Origin of the sequence: Janibacter terrae (genome assembly GCF_039636765.1) — a bacterium.
In the GTDB taxonomy this organism is placed as follows: domain Bacteria; phylum Actinomycetota; class Actinomycetes; order Actinomycetales; family Dermatophilaceae; genus Janibacter; species Janibacter terrae.
In genome coordinates this window covers 1,946,875-1,965,103 of record NZ_CP144167.1, presented here as the reverse complement: position 1 = coordinate 1,965,103, position 18,229 = coordinate 1,946,875, and the positions used below count along the sequence as shown (strand labels likewise).

Annotated in this window: 16 protein-coding genes; 6 read left to right on the top strand and 10 right to left on the bottom strand. The window is 72.6% G+C overall.

The genetic code is table 11. The features are described 5' to 3' along the window. Nucleotides 1-49 precede the first annotated feature (49 nt). Entirely contained in the window at nt 50-1,222 is a 1,173-nt protein-coding gene (locus tag V3C34_RS09570) for an aminotransferase class V-fold PLP-dependent enzyme (RefSeq protein ID WP_346006882.1), read from the top strand. Here the strand turns inward: V3C34_RS09570 and aat are convergent. The 4 genes from aat to V3C34_RS09550 all read right to left on the bottom strand — a co-directional run bounded on the left by aat (nt 1,219) and on the right by V3C34_RS09550 (nt 4,703). Beyond that, nucleotides 1,219-1,965, bottom strand: coding sequence for a leucyl/phenylalanyl-tRNA--protein transferase (gene aat, locus V3C34_RS09565; RefSeq protein ID WP_346006880.1), 747 nt, complete (start codon nt 1,963-1,965; stop codon nt 1,219-1,221). The genes V3C34_RS09570 and aat overlap by 4 nt on opposite strands. 11 nt (nt 1,966-1,976) lie before the next feature. After that, nucleotides 1,977-2,966, bottom strand: a complete 990-nt coding sequence (locus tag V3C34_RS09560; protein WP_346006878.1) for a carbohydrate kinase family protein — start codon at nt 2,964-2,966, stop codon at nt 1,977-1,979. A 70-nt stretch (nt 2,967-3,036) separates the two neighbouring features. Further along, entirely contained in the window at nt 3,037-3,420 is a 384-nt protein-coding gene (locus tag V3C34_RS09555) for a HesB/IscA family protein (protein ID WP_068324782.1), read from the bottom strand. A gap of 116 nt (nt 3,421-3,536) precedes the next feature. Further along, nucleotides 3,537-4,703: a glycerate kinase gene (locus tag V3C34_RS09550; RefSeq protein ID WP_346006876.1), complete on the bottom strand. Its 1,167-nt coding sequence runs from the start codon at nt 4,701-4,703 to the stop codon at nt 3,537-3,539. Between the two features lie 40 nt (nt 4,704-4,743). Here V3C34_RS09550 and nadA point away from each other — a divergent pair, with 40 nt between their 5' ends. Beyond that, the gene (nadA, locus tag V3C34_RS09545; protein WP_346006874.1) at nt 4,744-5,955 is read left to right on the top strand and encodes a quinolinate synthase NadA; all 1,212 of its coding nucleotides are present in this window, start codon (nt 4,744-4,746) and stop codon (nt 5,953-5,955) included. 127 nt (nt 5,956-6,082) lie between these two features. On the opposite strand, the gene V3C34_RS09540 is transcribed toward nadA, so the two are convergent. The 4 genes from V3C34_RS09540 to V3C34_RS09525 form a co-directional block, all read right to left on the bottom strand. Beyond that, on the bottom strand, nt 6,083-6,919 hold the full coding sequence (locus V3C34_RS09540) for a phosphatidylinositol-specific phospholipase C/glycerophosphodiester phosphodiesterase family protein (RefSeq protein WP_338538245.1): 837 nt from the start codon (nt 6,917-6,919) through the stop codon (nt 6,083-6,085). 112 nt (nt 6,920-7,031) lie between these two features. After that, nucleotides 7,032-8,072: a glutathione S-transferase family protein gene (locus V3C34_RS09535; RefSeq protein WP_338538246.1), complete on the bottom strand. Its 1,041-nt coding sequence runs from the start codon at nt 8,070-8,072 to the stop codon at nt 7,032-7,034. A 28-nt stretch (nt 8,073-8,100) separates the two neighbouring features. Further along, the gene (locus V3C34_RS09530) at nt 8,101-8,598 is read right to left on the bottom strand and encodes an O-acetyl-ADP-ribose deacetylase (protein WP_346006872.1); all 498 of its coding nucleotides are present in this window, start codon (nt 8,596-8,598) and stop codon (nt 8,101-8,103) included. Between the two features lie 3 nt (nt 8,599-8,601). Further along, nucleotides 8,602-9,969, bottom strand: a complete 1,368-nt coding sequence (locus V3C34_RS09525) for a dipeptidase (protein ID WP_346006871.1) — start codon at nt 9,967-9,969, stop codon at nt 8,602-8,604. A gap of 65 nt (nt 9,970-10,034) precedes the next feature. On the opposite strand from V3C34_RS09525, the gene V3C34_RS09520 reads away from it, so the two are divergent. After that, entirely contained in the window at nt 10,035-10,622 is a 588-nt protein-coding gene (locus tag V3C34_RS09520; protein ID WP_346006870.1) for a DUF3043 domain-containing protein, read from the top strand. A gap of 4 nt (nt 10,623-10,626) precedes the next feature. On the opposite strand, the gene V3C34_RS09515 is transcribed toward V3C34_RS09520, so the two are convergent. Together V3C34_RS09515 and gcvT are read right to left on the bottom strand one after the other, a co-directional pair. Further along, entirely contained in the window at nt 10,627-10,839 is a 213-nt protein-coding gene (locus V3C34_RS09515) for a hypothetical protein (RefSeq protein ID WP_068324798.1), read from the bottom strand. Further along, nucleotides 10,836-11,945 (bottom strand): glycine cleavage system aminomethyltransferase GcvT, encoded by a 1,110-nt coding sequence (gcvT, locus tag V3C34_RS09510; RefSeq protein WP_346006868.1) that lies wholly within the window; start codon nt 11,943-11,945, stop codon nt 10,836-10,838. Before gcvT ends, V3C34_RS09515 begins: the two co-directional genes overlap by 4 nt. Before the next feature lie 83 nt (nt 11,946-12,028). Between gcvT and V3C34_RS09505 the strand changes: the two genes are divergently transcribed. The 3 genes from V3C34_RS09505 to V3C34_RS09495 all read left to right on the top strand — a co-directional run bounded on the left by V3C34_RS09505 (nt 12,029) and on the right by V3C34_RS09495 (nt 18,202). Then, nucleotides 12,029-13,516, top strand: a complete 1,488-nt coding sequence (locus V3C34_RS09505) for a leucyl aminopeptidase (RefSeq protein WP_346006867.1) — start codon at nt 12,029-12,031, stop codon at nt 13,514-13,516. 294 nt (nt 13,517-13,810) lie between these two features. Further along, nucleotides 13,811-15,205 (top strand): dihydrolipoyl dehydrogenase, encoded by a 1,395-nt coding sequence (gene lpdA / locus V3C34_RS09500; protein ID WP_346006865.1) that lies wholly within the window; start codon nt 13,811-13,813, stop codon nt 15,203-15,205. Between the two features lie 63 nt (nt 15,206-15,268). Continuing rightward, on the top strand, nt 15,269-18,202 hold the full coding sequence (locus V3C34_RS09495; protein WP_346006863.1) for a glycosyltransferase: 2,934 nt from the start codon (nt 15,269-15,271) through the stop codon (nt 18,200-18,202). Nucleotides 18,203-18,229 lie beyond the last annotated feature (27 nt).

The following is an 18,229-nucleotide window of genomic DNA, read 5'->3' as shown; positions in this document are numbered from 1 at the left end:
TACCCCAGCCCGGACGCACCCCGGCGGAGGGGGGCACTAGCCTCGACACGTGGAGAGACAGAGCGATTCGTCCCTCGGGACCTCGACGACGAAGGGGGTCGTCGGCCTCCTCGACGCATCTCCCGGGCCGCTGCGCCCCGAGGCCCGCGAGATGCTCTCCTCGGCACTGTCGGTGGCGTGGGCCGACCCCACTGCACGGCACGCCGCCGGGCGTCACGCCCGCGCCCTGCTCGACCACGCCCGGGCGGTCATCGCGGACGGTCTCGGCGCCCGTCCCGACGAGGTCACCCTGCACGCCAGCGGCGACCAGGCGGCCCGCACGGCCCTCCTCGCCCTCGGCCGGGGTCGGCGCCGCCGCACCACTGCCCCGGTCGCCTCCGCCGTCGAGCACTCCGTGCTCCTGCGGCACCTGGCCGCCGGGGAGCGGGAACCGACCCTCGTGCCCGTCGACGCCCTCGGAGCCGTCGACCTCGCGGCCTGGGAGGAGGCGGTCGGCGAGGAGACCCCCTTCGCCGTCCTGCAGTCCGCCAACCCGGAGGTCGGGACCCGCCAACCCCTCGCGGCCGCCCGACGCGTCACCTCCGCCCGCGGCGTCCCGCTGCTCGTCGACGCCCGCGCGTCCGCCGGCCGCGACGAGGTGCCCGGCGAGCACGACGTGCTCGTCGCCGACGCGACCGGCTGGGGCGGTCCGCGGCTCGGGGTGCTCGTCGTGCGGACCGGCACCCGGGTGGCGCCGCACCACCCACCGAGCCCGCACGAAGGGGGCTACGCCCTGGACCCCGTCGACGTCCCGACGGTCCTCGCGGCGGCCGAGGCCTGGCAGCACACGGCCGCTCAGCACGCCGACGAGGAGGCCCAGGCCCGCCGGCTGGTCGCCCGTGTCCGCGCCGCCGCCGCGTCGCTGCCCGAGGTGGACGTCGTCGGCGACCCGGAGGACCGGCTGCCGCACGTGTGCACCTTCTCGGTCCTCTACGTCGACGGCGAGACCGTCGTCGACGAGCTCGCCCGGCGGGGCCTGGCCGTCGCCTCGGGCTCGGCGTGCACCGCTGACACCCTCGAGCCGAGCCACGTGCTCGCCGCGATGGGCGCGCTCACCCAGGGCAATGTGCGCCTCACCCTGCCGCTGGCCGCCGTCGCACCGGACCGCGCGACCTCCGTCGAGCGCCTCGTCACCGAGCTGGGCGACGTCGTCGCGACCTGCCGGGCCCGGCTCGGGGCCTAGGGCGTGTCGCCCGACCCGCCGACGAGCCCGGCGAGGTCGAGCTGCGGCGCCTGCACCGCCTGCTGCAGGCGCGCGAGGTACTCGCGACGGTGGATCTCCCGGACACCGAGCGAGCCGAGGTGCGGCGTGCGCCACTGGACGTCGATGATCCGCCGGGGGTCGCCGTCGGCACCGACCATCCGGTCGAGGTGCACGAACGCCGCCTTGGACGCGTCGGTCGCGTGGTGGAACATCGACTCCCCCGCGAAGAGCCCACCGATCGCGACGCCGTAGAGCCCGCCGACGAGCGTCCCGTCCGCGTCCCGCACCTCGACGCTGTGCGCCCACCCGAGCGCGTGCAGCTCGACGTAGGCGAGGGCGACGTCGTCGGTGATCCAGGACCCGTCACGCCGGGGGTCGGCGCACGCGGCGACGACCCCGGCGAAGTCCTCGTCGACGCTCACCTCGAAGCCCCGCAGGGAGCGGCGCAGGGAGCGGCTCACGTGCGCGGTGCCCGGGAGCAGGACGCCGCGCCACGTCGGGCACCACCACCCCATCGGCGGGGAACCCCCTTCGCCGAGGCCCATGGGGAAGATCCCGAGGCGGTAGGCGGTGAGCAGCGACGACGGGTCGAGGCGACCACCGACACCCACGACCTCGCCGACCTCACCGGGGGCGGCGTCGGCCGCCTCCAGCCCGGCCCGCAGGTAGCCGGCCCACAGCGCGGACCCGCCCGCGGGCTCGATGGGCGGGAAGGGAGGCATCGCCGGGCGGGTCAGGGGCGCGGGCAGGAGATGTGCTCGGCGATGAGGTCGGCGCTCTCCCGGCCGTACGCCTCGGCGAGGCGCTCGAGGAAGCGCCCGGTGTCGAGCTCGTACTCCTGGGTACCGACCGTCTCGATGACGTACGTCGCGAGCATCGAGCCGAGCTCGGCCGACTCGCGCAGCGGCAGGCCCTCGGCGACACCGGTGATGAAGCCGGCCCGGAAGGCGTCACCGACGCCGGTCGGGTCGGCCTTGGTGACCTCGCGGGCCACGCCGACGACGATCTCCTCGTCGAGGTCCTTCCCCGTGATGCGCACGCCGTCCTTGCCGAGCGTGACGACGCGGTAGCGGACGCGGGAGTTGATCTCGTCCTGGCTCCAGCCGGTCTTCTGCTCCGTGAGGTGCGACTCGTACTCGTTGGTGATGAGGTACTCGGCACCGTCGATGAGGTCGCGGATGAGCTCGCCGTCGCCGAAGGCGAGCTGCTGGCTCGGGTCGGCGACGAAGGGGATGCCGCGCGTGCGGCACTCCCGGGTGTGCCGGCGCATGGCCTCCGGGTCGTCGGGACCGACGAGGACGAGCTCGAGGCCGCCGACGCGGGCGGCGATGGGGGCCAGCTCGATCTCGCGCGCCTCGCTCATCGCCCCGGCGTAGAAGGTCGCGATCTGGGCCATGTCGTCGTCGGTGGTGCAGACGAAGCGCGCGGTGTGCAGCGTCTCGGAGACCTTGACCGACTCGCAGTCGACGCCGTGGCGCTCGAGCCAGCTGCGGTAGTCGGCGAAGTCCTCGCCGACCGCGCCGACGAGCACGGGACGCTGCCCGAGGTTGGCCATGCCGAAGGAGATGTTGGCGGCCACTCCCCCGCGGCGGATCTCGAGCGCGTGGGCCAGGAAGCTCACGGAGATCTTGTCGAGCTGCTCGACGACGAGGGAGTCGGCGAAGCGACCCGAGAAGGTCATCAGGTGGTCGGTGGCGATGGATCCGGCGATGGCGATGGGCACGCCGACACCCTACAGAGCGCGACGAGGCCCCCACCGTCGAACGGTGGGGGCCTCGTGGACGCGGGTCGGCTCAGCTGAAGCTGTCGCCGCAGGCGCAGGAGCTGCCCGCGTTGGGGTTGTCGATGGTGAAGCCCTGCTTCTCGATGGTGTCGGCGAAGTCGATCGTCGCGCCGGTGAGGTACGGGGCGCTCATCCGGTCGACGACGACCCCGACACCGTCGAAGTCGCGCACGAGGTCACCGTCGAGCGAGCGCTCGTCGAAGTACAGCTGGTAGATCAGGCCGGAGCAGCCGCCCGGCTGGACGCCGATGCGCAGGCGCAGGTCGTCGCGACCCTCCTGCTCGAGCAGCGACTTGACCTTGCCGGCGGCGACGTCGGTGAGGACGACGCCGTGGGCCTCGGTGGCCGCGTCAGTGGTCTCGGGGGTGGTGGCCTGGGTGTCCTGGACGCTCATGCGATGTCCTCACGGCTCGGGGTCTGTGGGGTGACGGTGTCCGCCACGACGGGGTCAACACGTGGTGTGCGCGGGTTGTTCCCGTCCGTCCACCATACGTCAGGCGGCGAAGTGGGTCACCGTCGCGGTGACCACGTCGCGGCCACCCGCGCCGCCCGGGCCTCGAGCGTGCCGACCGGGTCGGCCATCGCGGTCTCGAGCTCCTCGGGTCGCTCGGCGACGGCGTAGCTGCCGCCCAGACCGAGCGCCATCGCCTCCCGGCGGCCGATGAGGACCTGCCCGGCGAGGGCGACGGCCGGTGTCCCGTGGCCCTGGGCCAGCTCGGCGACGCCGGCGACGACCTTGCCCTGCAGGCTCTGCCAGTCGAGGCAGCCCTCCCCCGTGAGGACGAGGTCCGCCGCGGCGACCAGGCTGCCGAGGCCCACGGCCTCGAGCACGGTGTCGACGCCGCTGACACGACGTGCGCCGAGGAGCATGAGGGCGTAGCCCACGCCCCCGGCCGCACCGGCTCCCGGCTCGCGGTCCAGCCGGCGCTCGCGGCCGGTGAGCAGGTCGGTGCCGGGCGGCAGCACGCGGCGCACCTGGTCGGCGAAGTGGCCGAGCGACCCCTCGAGCACCTGCGCCTGCTCGGGGGTGGCGCCCTTCTGCGGGGAGAAGACGGCGCTCGCGCCCTGCAGCCCGAGGAGCGGCGAGGCGACGTCGGTCGCGGCGACGAGCTCGATCCCGGCGAAGCGCTCCCGCGTCGCGGCCAGGCCGGCGAGGTCGTGCTCCCGCGTCGCGATGAGCCCCGCTCCCCCGCCCCCGAGGACCTCGCGCGGACCCGCACCGAGTGCCCCCAGCATGCCCGCGCCGGCGTCGTTGGTGCCGGAGCCGCCGAGCCCGACGACGATGCGCTGCACGTCGTGCTCGAGGACGGCGGCGAGCAGCTCGCCGAGGCCCCACGTGGTCGTCACCCCGGGGTCCCGCTCGGGCGCGTCCAGCAGGTGCAGCCCGATCGCCTGGGCGGACTCCACCCAGGCCGTGCGGCGCCCCCCTTCGTCCGTCGTGATGTGGACGGCGGCCGGGACGGGCATGCCGCCCGGCCCGGTGACGGTGACGATCGAGGACTCCCCCGGCACGCTTCTGGTGATGACGTCGAGGAAGCCGGGGCCGCCGTCGGAGAGGGGCACCAGCGTCAGCAGGTCCTCGGGGGCCTTGCGGCGCCAGCCGGCGGCCATGGCCTCCGCGGCCTGCGTGGCCGTGAGGGTGCCGGTGAAGCAGTCAGGAGCGATGATCACGTGCACCCATGGACTGTACCGAGGAGCGGGTGGGCGCTGTGGGATCATGCCTGCCGTGAGCGCCCCGACGCAGTCCTCGCCGACCCCGCTGTCCCTGCTCGTCCTCGGGCAGGGCACCGACCCGCACTCCGAGCGGGGTGTGGAGTGCCCGGGCGACCTGCCCGCGCCGTCCGACCCCGACCTCGTCGCCCGGGCCCGCGCGGCCAAGGCGGCGCTCGGCGACTCGGTCTTCGTCCTGGGTCACCACTACCAGCGCGACGAGGTCATCGAGTTCGCCGACACCACCGGTGACTCCTTCAAGCTGGCCAAGGAGGCGGCGGCCCGTCCGGACGCGCCCTACATCGTCTTCTGCGGCGTGCACTTCATGGCCGAGTCCGCGGACATCCTCACCAGCGACGAGCAGGCGGTCGTCCTGCCCGACCTCGCCGCCGGCTGCTCGATGGCCGACATGGCCGCGCTGCACCAGGTGCAGGAGTGCTGGGACGAGCTCGTCGAGGCCGGAGTCGCCGGGTCGACGGTCCCCGTGACGTACATGAACTCCTCCGCGGCGATCAAGGCCTTCACCGGCCGCCACGGCGGGACGGTCTGCACGTCGTCCAACGCCGAGACCGCTCTCACGTGGGCCTTCGACCAGACCGGTGGCATCGACGGGGGCGGCAAGGTCCTCTTCCTCCCCGACCAGCACCTCGGCCGCAACACCTGGGCGCGCGACCTCGGACGCGACCTCGACGACTGCGTCGTGTGGAACCCCCACCGGCCCATGGGGGGCCTCACGCCGGCGCAGATCCGTGACGCGCGGATGATCCTGTGGCGCGGGCACTGCTCCGTGCACGGCCGCTTCACCGTCGACGCGGTCGAGACGGCGCGAAGGGAGATCCCCGGCGTCCGCGTCATCGTCCACCCCGAGTGCCGCCACGAGGTCGTCGAGCTGGCCGACGAGGTCGGCTCGACGGAGAAGATCATCAAGACCGTCGCCGCAGCGCCCGACGGCACGAAGTGGGTCGTCGGCACCGAGCTCAACCTCGTGCAGCGGCTGGGGCAGATGTTCCCCGAGCAGCAGATCAGCTTCCTCGAGAAGAACGTCTGCTACTGCTCGACGATGAACCGCATCGACCTGCCCCACCTCGTCTGGGCGCTCGAGTCCCTCGTCGAGGGGCGCGTGGTCAACCAGATCTCCGTCGACCCCGACGTCGCCCACTGGGCCAAGGTGGCGCTCGACCAGATGCTGGCGCTGCCGGGCGAGACCTCGAAGGACTGACGGGCGGCGCCTCACCTGCCCCACGATTCTCGGGTCACCCGATAAACCTCGCCTTCGCAAGAGTTTGAAACTCCTGCGAAGGCGAGGTAACTCTTGCTCAGCCTGCGGGGTCCTCGCCGAGGGGCGGTCACTGCCGGGTCAGGAACTCCTGCAGCCCGTCGAGGTCGTCGGTGTTGATGTGGTCGACACCGGCCTCCTGCAGCTCACGCCACAGGTTCTCGCGCGCCTGGCCGTCCAGGTCGTTGGTCGCCCAGAACCGGACCCGGTACCCGTCGGAGTGGGCCTGCTGCACGTACGTGTGCAGGCGCTCGCGCTCCGCGGCGGGCATCTCTCCGACGCCCTGCCAGGTGAAGAGCTTGGTCCAGTTCTCGCTGACGAGTGGCATGAAGGTCTCGTCGGCGCCGGAGCCGAGGTCGCTCGAGCGACCGTCGTAGAAGGAGTACCGCGTCGTGGCGGCGGCCATCTCCGCCCGCGGGCGGTTGCCGCTGATGACGGCCTCCACGGCGCGGTCCTTGACCTTGCCCCTGTGCACGCGGGTGAAGACCTGCTGGTGCTCCTCGAGCTCGTCCTCGACCGCCGCCCAGGTCGTCGGTCCCTCGCTCTTGATGTCGATGAGCAGCTGGAAGTCCCCGTCGTAGCCCGGGTAGATCTCCTGGCCGCCCCGGCCGGCGATCTCGCTGAGCGGGTCGAGGTAGGCCTCCTCGAGGGTCGGGGCGTCCGCGAGCTCCCACGAGTCGTGCGCGACGCGGAGCTCACCGTCGACGAGCCAGACGTCGGCCTCGACCGAGGTGAAGCCGTGCTCCAACGCGTCCAGGAGCGGTCGCTCGTGCTCGTAGTCGTTGTGCGCGTGCGCCTGAGCCAGCGGCGTGCCGAGCTCGACGGGGGCAGCGGTGGCCGCGCCCACGGGCATGGTCAGGGCCAGTGCGCCGACGGTGGCCGCGAGGGCGCGGGTTGCGGGGGTCATGGGAGCTCCTCGGGAAGGGGGGGCGAGATGGCACCCGCGAGCCTGCCGACAGCAGGTGTCGCCCCCCGCTGACCCCGCGTGAACGTCTCCCGAACGGCTCCCCGCACGAGGGTCAGGCCGTGCGGACCATGCCCGTCTCGTCGAGGAGCGGGTTGTGCGCGACGGGGACGCGCTCCCCTTCGCTCGGCGCGCCGGGGGCGGTGCCACCGGGACCGAAGGGGGACCCCCCGAGCGACTCGCGGCCGTGCGGCTGCAGCCAGCTGGAGTAGTCCGGCCCCGCGGGGACGATGCCGGTGGGGTTGATGTCCGTGTGGACCTCGTAGTAGTGGCTCTTGATGTGCACGAAGTCCGTCGTGTCACCGAAGCCGGGCGTGGTGAAGAGGTCACGCGCGTATGCCCACAGCACGGGCATCTCGGTGAGCTTGGACCGGTTGGCCTTGAAGTGCCCGTGGTAGACCGCGTCGAACCGCGCGAGCGTCGTGAACAGCCGGACGTCGGCCTCGGTGATGTGGTCGCCCATGAGGTACCGGCGCGTCGCGAGGCGCTCCTCGAGCCAGTCCATCGCCGTCCACAGCCGCTCGTACGCCGCGTCGTACGCGGCCTGGTCGCCGGAGAACCCGCACCGGTACACGCCGTTGTTGACCTCGGTGTAGACGCGCTTGTTGATCTCGGCCATCTCCTCGCGGAGGTGCTCGGGCCACAGGTCGGGAGCACCCTCGCGGTGGTACTCGCGCCACTGCGTCGTGAGGTCCTCCGTGATCTGCGGGAAGTTGTTGGTCACGACCTGCCCGCTCGGCACGTCGACCATGACGGGGACGGTGATCCCCTTCGGGTAGTCGGGGAAGCGCCGGAGGTAGGCGTCCTTGATCCGCGGGATCTGCAGCACCGGGTCGAGGTGGCCCTCGTCGAGGTCGAAGGTCCAGGAGTCGGCGTCGTGCGTCGGGCCGGTGACGCCCATGGAGATGACGTCCTCGAGACCGAGCAGGCGGCGCACGATGATCGCGCGGTTGGCCCACGGGCACGCGCGCGAGACCACGAGCCGGTAGCGGCCCGGCTCGACCGGCCACTCGCTGCTGCCGTCCGAGGTGATCCGGTCCTCGATGTACGTGGTGTCGCGGTTGAAGTCCTTCTCGACGTATGTGCCCTGTGCCATGAGAGCCATATTAGTTGAAATTTGAACTTTAATCCAGCCTCGCGCCGACCTGCGCGAAGGTCGCCGCGTCGAGGGCGACGATCCGCACCTCCTCGACCGCCGTCGACGCCCCCGAGATCGTCTCGACGGCCGCGTCGATCGCGTCGTCCTTGGGCCAGCCGTAGATCCCCGCGCTGATGAGCGGGAAGGCCACGCTGCGGGCGCCGAGCTCGTCGGCGACGGCGAGCGAGCGCGTGTAGCAGGAGACCAGCAGCGAGCGATCGCGTTGTCCCGCGGCATGGTTGGGCCCGACGGTGTGGATCACCCAGCGCGAAGGGAGGTCCCCCGCCGTCGTCCAGCCCGCGTCCCCCGTCGCCAACCCCTGCGGGAAGCGGGCGATGCAGTCCTCGAGCACCGCAGGCCCCCCGGCCCGGTGGATCGCACCGTCGACTCCCCCGCCGCCGCGCACGGCGGAGCTGGCGGCGTTGACGATCGCGTCGACCCGCTGGGTCGTGATGTCACCGTGGACCGCGACGAGGGACGGCATCGCTCAGCTCCGCGGCATCGCACCGAGCCGGGCGAGCAGCAGCGCCTCGGCGACGCACACCTTCTCGAACTCGCCCAGGTGCAGCGACTCGTTGGCCCCGTGGGCGCGCGTGTCGGGGTCCTCGACGCCGGTGACGAGGATCGCCGCGTCGGGGAACTTCTCGGCGAAGGCCTGGACGAAGGGGATGGACCCACCGATGCCCACGTCGACCGGGTCGTTGCCCCACGCGTCGGCGAAGGCGGCCCGCGCCTCGTCGTAGACCGGTCCGGTCGCGTCCGCGGCGAAGCCCCAGCCCTGCTCGTCGAGCTCGACCTCGACCGTCGCACCCCACGGCGCGTACTCGGTGAGGTGGCGCTGCAGGGCGGCCCAGGCCTCCTGCGGGTCCTGGGTCGGGTTGAGCCGCAGGTTGATCTTGGCCCGCGCGCTCGCGGCGAGGACATTGCCCGCCTCGTCGACGGCCGGGGCGTCGATGCCGATGACGACCGCGGCCGGCTTGGTCCACAGGCGCGACGGGATCGTGCCGGTGCCGATGAGCTCGGTCGCCCCGAGCAGGCCCGACTCCTCGCGCAGCCGCGCCTCGTCGTAGTCGATCTCGGGGGCGTCGCCGTGGACCAGGCCCTCGATCGCGACATCGCCCTGGTCGTCGTGGAGCGTGGCCAGGAGGCGGCACAAGGTGGTGATCGCGTCGGGGCAGGCACCGCCGAACATGCCGGAGTGGACCCCGTGGTCGAGGGTGCGCACCGTGACGACGGCCCGAAGGGAGCCACGCAGCGTCGTCGTGAGCGCGGGCGTGCCGATGGCCCAGTTGAGCGAGTCGGCGAGGACGATCGCGTCCGAGGTCAGCTTGTCGCCGTGCCGCTCGAGCAGCCGCGGCAGCGACTCGCTCGCGATCTCCTCCTCGCCCTCGACGAAGATCGTCACGCACACCGGCAGGTCGCCGGAGTGCGCCCGCAGGGCGGCGACGTGCGCCATGACGCCGGCCTTGTCGTCTGCCGCCCCGCGGCCGTAGAGGCGACCGTCGCGCTCCGTCGGCTCGAAGGGGTCGCTGTCCCAGTCGTCGAGGTCACCCGGGGGCTGCACGTCGTGGTGCGCGTAGAGCAGGACGGTCGGTGCGCCCTCGGGCCCGTCGACGTGCCCGATGACGGCGGGGCGACCCCCTTCGCTGACGATCTCGACGTCCAGGCCCTCGGCGCGCAGCAGCTGCGCCGTGCGCTCGGCGGAGGCCTGCACGTGGGCCTGGTCGAAGGAGTCGAGGCTGACGCTCGGGATCCGGGTGAGGTCCTCGAGGTCGGCGCGCACCTGCGGCATGAGCTCACGGACGCGCCCGCGGATGGCCTCGATCTGGTCTGCGGTGAGGGTGGTGTCGGTCACGGGCCCGACGCTATCGCGACCGGGCGGGTCCGGGACGTCCACCCGCACCACCTAGAGTTCTCCTCGTGTTCGGACGCAAGAAGGACAATGCCCAGGCGGTCTCTGCCGACCGCGCTCCCGGCGACCGCCCCCAGCGGGAGGGCGCCAAGAACCGCCCGACCCCCAAGCGCCGCGACCAGGAGGCCGCGCGCAGGCGTCCCCTCGTGCAGACCGACCGCAAGGCCGCCAAGGCCGCGGACCGCGCCGCCCGCCGCGAGCACGCGCAGAAGACGCGTCAGGCGATGATGACCGGCGACGAGCAGCACCTGCCGCCGCGCGACAAGGGCCCGGTGCGCCGCTTCGTGCGCGACAGCGTCGACGCACGGTTCAACCTCGGCGAGTGGCTGCTGCCGCTCATGCTGGCGGTCCTCGTGCTCAGCCTCTTCGCCGCGGAGTGGGCGACCTACGTCTTCCTCGCCGTCTACCTGCTGATCATCATCGCGGTCATCGACGCCGTGCTGCTGTGGCGCCGGACCAAGGTCAGGATCCACGAGCGCTTCGGCGCCGACACCCCGACCCGTGGCCTGGCCATGTACACCGTGATGCGCTGCTTCCAGATCCGGCGCACGCGCATGCCCAAGCCGATGGTCGAGCGCGGCGGCACCCCCCGCTGAGGGCTCAGGCCTGCGTCAACGACATCGGGCCGTACACGACCTCCGACTCGTGCAGGAGGCTGACCTGCGCGACGCCGGCGTCGGCGAGGTCCTCCCACGACTCGGCGAACCACGCCTCAGCGTCCGCCTGCGTCGGGAAGGGCACGGTGTGGCCCGGGCCGTTGACCAACGGCGCGCCCGAGGAGTCCTCGAGCCGCCAGCGGTAGGAGTCGCTCATGCCTGCCTCACCTGCACCTGCACGAAGGGGGGCTTGGTCACCGTGGCCGCGACCTCGCGGCCGCGGACGTCGATGACGACCTCGTCGCCGTCGGTGACCGAGCGGTCGAGGAGCGCGAGGGCGATGCCCTGCTTGAGGGTGGGGCTGAAGGTGCCGGAGGTGACCTCACCGACCTCGACGCCGTCGACGAGGACCGCGCAGTGGCTGCGCGGGATGCCGCGGCCGGTGACGAGCAGGCCCCGCAGGAGCCTGGAGGACTTGGCCACCCGCTGGGCGACGAGCGCGTCCTTGCCCCAGAAGGTCTCCTTGTCCCAGCCGACCGCCCAGGCGGAGCGCGCCATGACCGGGGTGATCTCCGGCGACAGGTCGTTGCCGTGCAGCGGGTAGCCCATCTCGGTGCGCAGCGTGTCGCGGGCACCGAGACCGCACGGCAGCCCGTCGAAGGGGGCCATCGCCTCGACGATCGCGTCCCACAGCTCGAGGCCGGCCGCGGCCGGGGCGACCAGCTCGTAGCCGCGCTCCCCCGTGTAGCCGGTGCGGCAGACGGTGATGTCGTGGCCCTGCCACTGCGCGTCGTCGTAGGACATGTAGTCGTGGTCGACGGGCAGGCCGAGGGCGGTGAGCACCTCGTCGCTCTTGGGGCCCTGCACGGCGAGGACGACGTAGTCCTCGTGCAGGTCGCTCACCTCGACGCCCTCGGGCGCGGCGTCCCGGAGCATCTGCACGACGGTCGCGGTGTTGGCCGCGTTGGGGATGAGGAAGACGTCGTCGTCGCTGCGCAGGTAGGCGATGAGGTCGTCCACGACGCCGCCGGACTCGTTGCAGCACATCGTGTACTGGGCCTGCCCGGGGGCGATGCGCCCGAGGTCGTTGGTCAGGGTGGAGTTGACGAGCTCGGCGGCCCCGGCCCCGGCGACCCGCGCCTTGCCCAGGTGGCTCACGTCGAACAGGCCCACTCGTTCGCGGACCGCGGTGTGCTCGGCGACGACTCCACCGCCCGGGTACTCGATCGGCATCTCCCAGCCGCCGAAGTCGGCCATCTTGGCCTGCAGCGCCACGTGGCGCTCATGGATCGGGGAGGTGCGCAGGGCGTCGCTGTCGGTCATGCGCCAGACGCTACCGTCTCGTCATCCGGGATAGCCTGCGGGAGGTACACCCACCGTTTCCCCAACCGAAAGGTGCCCCCGACGTGCCCTCGCTGATCCATGGTTCCCGATCCTTCTCCGCGTGGTCCGGTCGCACCCTCGTGCTCGGGGTCACCGACGCGGGCGACGCCACCGTCGTCGCCGGCGCGGACCTGCCCAGGGCCACGGCCAAGCACCTCGCGAGCGTCGTCCCGGTCCTCGAGGTCAGCACGAAGGTCGGGGACACGACGACCCTCGCGGCCGTCCCGGGCGTCTCCGCGGACAAGGTCGTGCTCGTGGGTCTCGGTGAGGGCGAAGGGGGCAGCGACCCCCTTCGTCGTGCCGCCGGTGCCGCCGTGCGCGCCGCCGGCAAGGGCTCCGTCGCCCTGTCCCTCCCGCACACCGACGAGGCCGGGCTGGCCGCGATCGCCGAGGGGGCCTTCTCCGGCGCCTACGCCTTCACCGCGCACAAGTCCGCGGCCCCGACCGCCGAGGACCGGGAGATCACCGTCTTCTCCGGGCTCGGCCGCAAGGACTCCCCCAAGGACGTCATCGCCCGTGCCGAGACGGTCGCGCGCAACGTCGCCTGGGCCCGTGACCTCGTCAACACCGCGCCCAACCTGCTCTACCCTCAGTCCTTCACCGAGCAGGTGCAGCAGGTCGCCAAGGCGTCCTCCGGCAAGCTCACCGTCGAGGTGCTCGACGACGAGGCGCTCGTCGCTGGCGGCTTCGGCGGCATCGTCGGTGTCGGTCAGGGCAGCAGCCGCCCGCCGCGCATCGTCACCCTCTCCTACGCCCCGCGCAGCAAGAAGGTCCCCCACATCGCCCTCGTCGGCAAGGGCATCACCTTCGACACCGGCGGCGTGTGCATCAAGCCCTCCGCCGGCATGACGACGATGAAGTCCGACATGGCCGGCGCCGCCGCCGTCGCCGCGACCGTCGTCGCCGCCGCCGAGCTCGGCCTGCCCATCGCCGTCACCGGCTACCTCTGCCTCGCCGAGAACATGCCCGGCGGCAACGCCCAGCGCCCCGGCGACGTCGTCACCATGCGCAACGGCACGACCGTCGAGATCATCGACACCGACGCCGAGGGCCGCATGGTCCTCGCCGACGGCATGGCCCTGGCCGCCGAGGCCGGACCCGACCAGATCGTCGACGTCGCCACCCTCACCGGTGCCTGCGTCGTCGCCCTCGGCCCGAAGATCTTCGGCGTCATGGGCAACGACGACGCCCTGCGCACCGCCATCACCGTGGCCTCAGAGCGGGCCGACGAGGCGAGCTGGCCGCTCCCGCTGCCCGCCGACCTGCGCTCCGGCCTCGACTCCGCCGTCGCCGACATCGCCCACAAGGGCGACCGCTGGGGCGGCGCCCTCACCGCCGGCCTGTTCCTCCAGGAGTTCGCCAAGGACTCCTCCGGCGAGCAGATCCCCTGGGCCCACCTCGACATCGCCGGCCCCTCCTTCAACGAGGGCTCCCCCTGGGGCCACGTCCCCAAGGGCGGCACCGGCGTCGCCGTCGGCACCCTCCTGGAGCACCTGACCAGCCTGGGCTGAGTCCTCGCGCCCTCGTCCCGGCGTGGCCCAGGGCACGGGGTGGCGCTGGACCCCGCCTCTTGAGCCCGCGCCGCACGCGGAGCGGACGCAGGGTGGGGGTCGGCCCGACTCATGGGCGAAGCCGGCACGTCCGGTCGACGGGAGTCGAAGGGAGAGTCCGCCGGCTTCGTCCTTAGGGCCACCCCCAGCCCTACGGCCGCTCAGGCGACCACACGCGGAGTGACCAAAGGAGCGAGGCCGTACGCTGGGCCGGTCCGTGACCCCGGACACACCAACGCGCAAAGGAGCCTCGCCGTGGCCGACCCCACGACCTCGTCCCCCTTCGACCTCGTCATCCTCGGAGCGGGGAGCGGCGGCTACGCCTGCGCGCTGCGGGCCTCGCAGCTGGGCCTGACGGTCGCGCTCGTCGAGGAGGACAAGATCGGGGGGACCTGCCTGCACCGCGGATGCATCCCGACCAAGGCGCTGCTGCACGCGGCCGAGCTGGCCGACGGGGCGCGGGTGGCGGCGTCGCACGGGGTGCTCACGAGCTTCGAGGGCATCGACACGGCCGCGCTGCACGCGCGCAAGGACAAGGTCGTCGCCCAGCTCCACAGGGGCCTGACCGGGCTCATCGGACAGGCCGGGATCGAGGTCGTGAGGGGTCGCGGGCGGCTGGTCGACACGAGCACCGTCGAGGTGGAGGGCGAAGGGGGCACGACGCGCCTGAGCGGGCGGACCGTCGTCCTGGCGACCGGTTCGTACGCCCGGACCATCCCGGGCGTGGAGCTCGGGCCGCGGGTGATGACGAGCGACCGGGCGATGGACCTCGCCGAGATCCCGCAGCGCGTCGCGGTGCTGGGCGGCGGCGTCATCGGCGTCGAGTTCGCGTCGATGCTGCGCAGCTTCGGCGCCGAGGTGACGGTCGTCGAGGCCCTCGACCGGATCGTCGCGGCCGAGGAGCCGTCGATCTCGAAGCACCTGACGCGCGAGTTCAAGAAGCGCGGGATCACCACCCTCACCTCCACCCTGGTCGCCTCCGTCGAGGCCGACGAGCACCGAGCGGTCGTCCACCTCGAGGGCGCCGACCCGCTCAAGGTCGACCTCGTGATGGTCGCCGTGGGTCGCGGGCCCCGCAGCGGGGGCATCGGCCTGGAGGAGGCCGGGGTGACGCTCGAGCGCGGGTTCGTCCCGACCGACGAGCGGCTGCGGACCGATGTCGAGGGCGTGCGTGCCGTCGGTGACCTCGTGCCGGGCCTGCAGCTGGCGCACCGCGGCTTCGCCCACGGCATCTTCGTCGCCGAGGACGTCGCCGGCCTCGACCCGCGCCCGGTCGACGACGTGACGATCCCCAAGGTCACCTACTGCGACCCCGAGATCGCCTCGGTCGGGCTGTCCACCGAGGCGGCGAAGGGAGCCGGCCACGACGTCGAGACCGTCACCTACCCGCTGGGCGGCAACGGTCGCAGCATCATCCGCGGCACGACCGGCTCGGTCACCCTGGTGCGGGCGAAGGACGGCCCGGTGCTCGGGGTGCACATGGTCGGCCTCGGCGTCAGCGAGCTCATCAGCGAGGCGCAGCTCGTCGTCGGCTGGGAGGCCCACCCCGAGGACGTGGCGACACTCGTGCACGCCCACCCCACCCAGGGCGAGGCCCTCGGCGAGGCGGCGATGCTCGCCGCAGGCCGGCCGCTGCACGCGCACGCCTGAGACCGTTCGTCGTGATCGTCCTAGGCTGTCCTGCAGTCCCCACCGACCTGACCACGGAGCACCATGAGTCCTGACCCCCGTTCACTCCCCCGCGCCACCAAGCGCGTCACCAAGCGCGCGGCCGCCCGTATCGGCGGCGTCGACGAGGTGCGCGCGCGCCTCGACACGGCGAAGGGGGAGCTGCGCAAGGCCCGCGAGCAGCGCGACCGGGCTCGCCGGCAGCGTGACGAGGCCAGGGCGCAGCTCGACGCGACCGCGGCGAAGCTCGCTGCGGCCGAGGACTCGCTCAAGGCGCTGGAGGCCAAGCGCGCCCAGGCAGCCGATCGTGCCGCCGGCCTGGGCTACGCCTACCGAGGCCTGCGCGCCGCTGCCGAGGGCTACCGCCTGCCGAGCGAGCTCGGCCCGGCGCCGGGCCACGCGCCCTCCGCGGACGAGCGCCGCGAGCTCGAGGTGGGGGTCAGGTGGCTGCGTACCCGCGCCGAGTTCACGATGGCGCTCGCGCACGGTGAGGGGCTCGAGGGTGCGATGGAGCACCTCGTGCGCGGGGCCAAGGGTTCCCCGCAGGTGACGGTCGCCCGGCAGATCGCCCAGTGGCTGTACGACAACGACTCGACCCGTCAGGCCGGCACGCTCGCCACCGGTCTCATCGCCCACCAGATGGGCCTGCCCAAGTTCGCCTGGGAGCGCTTGTCGACCCTGCCCGACGAGGTCTGGCTGCGTCACGCCGCCAACGAGTACGTGCTGCTCGCCGGGGAGCACGACCGGGCACTCGCGGAGCACGCGGTGGAGCGCGCACTGGAGCACCCGGGGCCGCTCAGCACGCACACCTGGCTGACCCTCACCCGCCGCGCCATGGGCCTGGACCTCGGAGCGCAGTGCACGCGGCTGGCCGAGCGCTTCGACGCCGCGGCGGCGGCGGACCTCGCGAGCGGCGAGCTCGACGAGGCCCAGACCGAGGCGCTGGTCCGCGACCGCACGTGGATGTCCAGGTGGGCGCCGCGCATCGCCGCCGGGCCGACGGAGCCGACGCCGGCGACCCCGGGCACGGTCTCGATCGGCGTCATCGGCTACGACCAGCCCGACCCCCGCAACACCTCGAGCAACATCGGCGACTACGTGCAGACCATCGCCTCGCTCTCGCACCTCGTGCGCCACACCGGCGCGCGGTTCGACGACGGTGACCTCGGGCGCTTCGCCACCGACCTCGCCGCGCGGGTCCCGGCCGACCTGCGCGTCGACTCCCCGGAGGTGCCGGTGACCCTCCACCAGGTCGACCGGGACGCCTCGACGTACTCGCAGGTGCCCGAGGGCACGTGGATGCTCGCCTTCGGCTGGTACGCCCACAAGCTCGGTGGCGTCCGGCACGACTTCCCCTTCCCGGGGCACCTCAAGCCCCTCTACGTCTCCTTCCACCTCAACAAGCGGGCGCTGCTCACCGACGAGACGATCGAGCACCTCAAGGCGCACGCGCCGATCGGCTGCCGCGACCACTCGACCGTCGACCTGCTCCTCGGGCAGGGCATCCCGGCCTTCTTCTCCGGCTGCCTGACGACGACCGTGCGATACGTGCGGCCCGACGACACCCCGGCCCGGCCGGCGGACGCACCGACCGTGTGGATCGACCTGCCGGCACCCCGGGGGGCTCGCCGCATCCACAACGAACGTGAGGACGTGCGCGGCGCCGACATGGCGACCAACCTGCGCACCGCCCTGGCCAGCCTCGACGAGTACGCCGGCTCGATCGGCAAGGTCGTGACCGGTCGCCTGCACGCGTACCTGCCCGCACGCGCCCTCGGGTGCGACGTCGACTTCGCGCCGCGCAACCCGTCCGACATCCGCTTCGCGGGCCTGGCCCCGCTCACCGACGACGAGGTCTTCGAGATGGGGCGCCGCATCGCCGACCTCCTCGAGCCGGTCTTCGCGGCGATCCTGCGCGGCGAGGACGAAGGGAGCGTGCGCGCGATCTGGGCCGAGGTCACCGCGGACCGGGTCGCAGCTGCCCGACGCCGCAACGAGCAGGACGTGACCCTCCCTTCCCTCGTGGACGTCGACGAGGCGGTCGCGACGATCCGCTCCGGCCGCGTCGACGTGCCGCGCACGCAGGACGGTCCGGCTGGCGAGGAGATGGAGATCGTCCTCGCCCTCGACGGCAACCTCAAGGACCAGTTCCTCGTCGTCGTCGACGGGCTCGTGGAGCACGCGAGCCGACCGATCCACCTCAACGTGCTCGTGCGCGAGCACGAGCAGGCCGACTTCGACCGGGCCGCGGCGCTCTTCCCGACCGTGTCCTTCTCGTGGTGGCCGTGCGACGAGGTGACCTACGGCGACATCCACGCGATGATCCCGCACATCACCGTCTCGACGATGGACCGCCTGGTGCTGCCGCAGCTGCTCACCGACGTCGACCGGGTGGTCTACCACGACATCGACGCGCTGCCCGTGGCCGACGTCGCCGAGCTCTACGAGACCGACCTGCAGGGGCACCCGCTGGCAGCCCGTGACTCGGAGGCCAGCTCGATGCAGAGCGGCTACACCAACATCTTCAACCCGGCCTCGCTCAAGGACCTCGAGCCGGGCATGGGCTCGGAGCTCATCCGGCGCGAGACCCGGCGCCACCCCTTCGACTTCGTCGGGTTCAACGCCGGGATCATGGTCCTCGACTTGGCCAGGATGCGCGCCGACGACTTCTGCGAGCGGTTCCTGCCGTACGCCAACAACTTCGGCATGCACGACCAGCACATCCTCAACGTCTACGTCGGCGCAGACCGGCTGGCCCTCGCTCCCGGCTGGAACGCCAGGCCGTCGCAGGAAGACGTCGTGGACCCCAAGATCATCCACTGGGCCGGCGGCCAGAAGCCGTGGGTCGAGGGGTACGTCTCCTACCAGGACGCGTGGCGCCGCCACGAGGACGAGCTGAGGCGCCGAGAGGCGTCGCTCGCCACTGATCAGGTGATGAACCCCGTGGACAACAGCGCACGGACTCGTGAGAGTCTGTGACGTACCCCATCTCGATAGAAGGAGCAG

Bases quoted from the DNA above. Each gene is read 5' to 3' on its own strand.
- V3C34_RS09535 (WP_338538246.1), bottom strand. From the start codon at position 8,072: ATGGCACAGGGCACATACGTCGAGAAGGACTTCAACCGCGACACCACG.
- nadA (WP_346006874.1), top strand. From the start codon at position 4,744: ATGCCTGCCGTGAGCGCCCCGACGCAGTCCTCGCCGACCCCGCTGTCC.
- V3C34_RS09495 (WP_346006863.1), top strand. From the start codon at position 15,269: ATGAGTCCTGACCCCCGTTCACTCCCCCGCGCCACCAAGCGCGTCACC.
- V3C34_RS09515 (WP_068324798.1), bottom strand. From the start codon at position 10,839: ATGAGCGACTCCTACCGCTGGCGGCTCGAGGACTCCTCGGGCGCGCCG.
- V3C34_RS09555 (WP_068324782.1), bottom strand. From the start codon at position 3,420: ATGAGCGTCCAGGACACCCAGGCCACCACCCCCGAGACCACTGACGCG.
- V3C34_RS09530 (WP_346006872.1), bottom strand. From the start codon at position 8,598: ATGCCGTCCCTCGTCGCGGTCCACGGTGACATCACGACCCAGCGGGTC.
- aat (WP_346006880.1), bottom strand. From the start codon at position 1,965: ATGCCTCCCTTCCCGCCCATCGAGCCCGCGGGCGGGTCCGCGCTGTGG.
- V3C34_RS09540 (WP_338538245.1), bottom strand. From the start codon at position 6,919: ATGACCCCCGCAACCCGCGCCCTCGCGGCCACCGTCGGCGCACTGGCC.
- gcvT (WP_346006868.1), bottom strand. From the start codon at position 11,945: ATGACCGACAGCGACGCCCTGCGCACCTCCCCGATCCATGAGCGCCAC.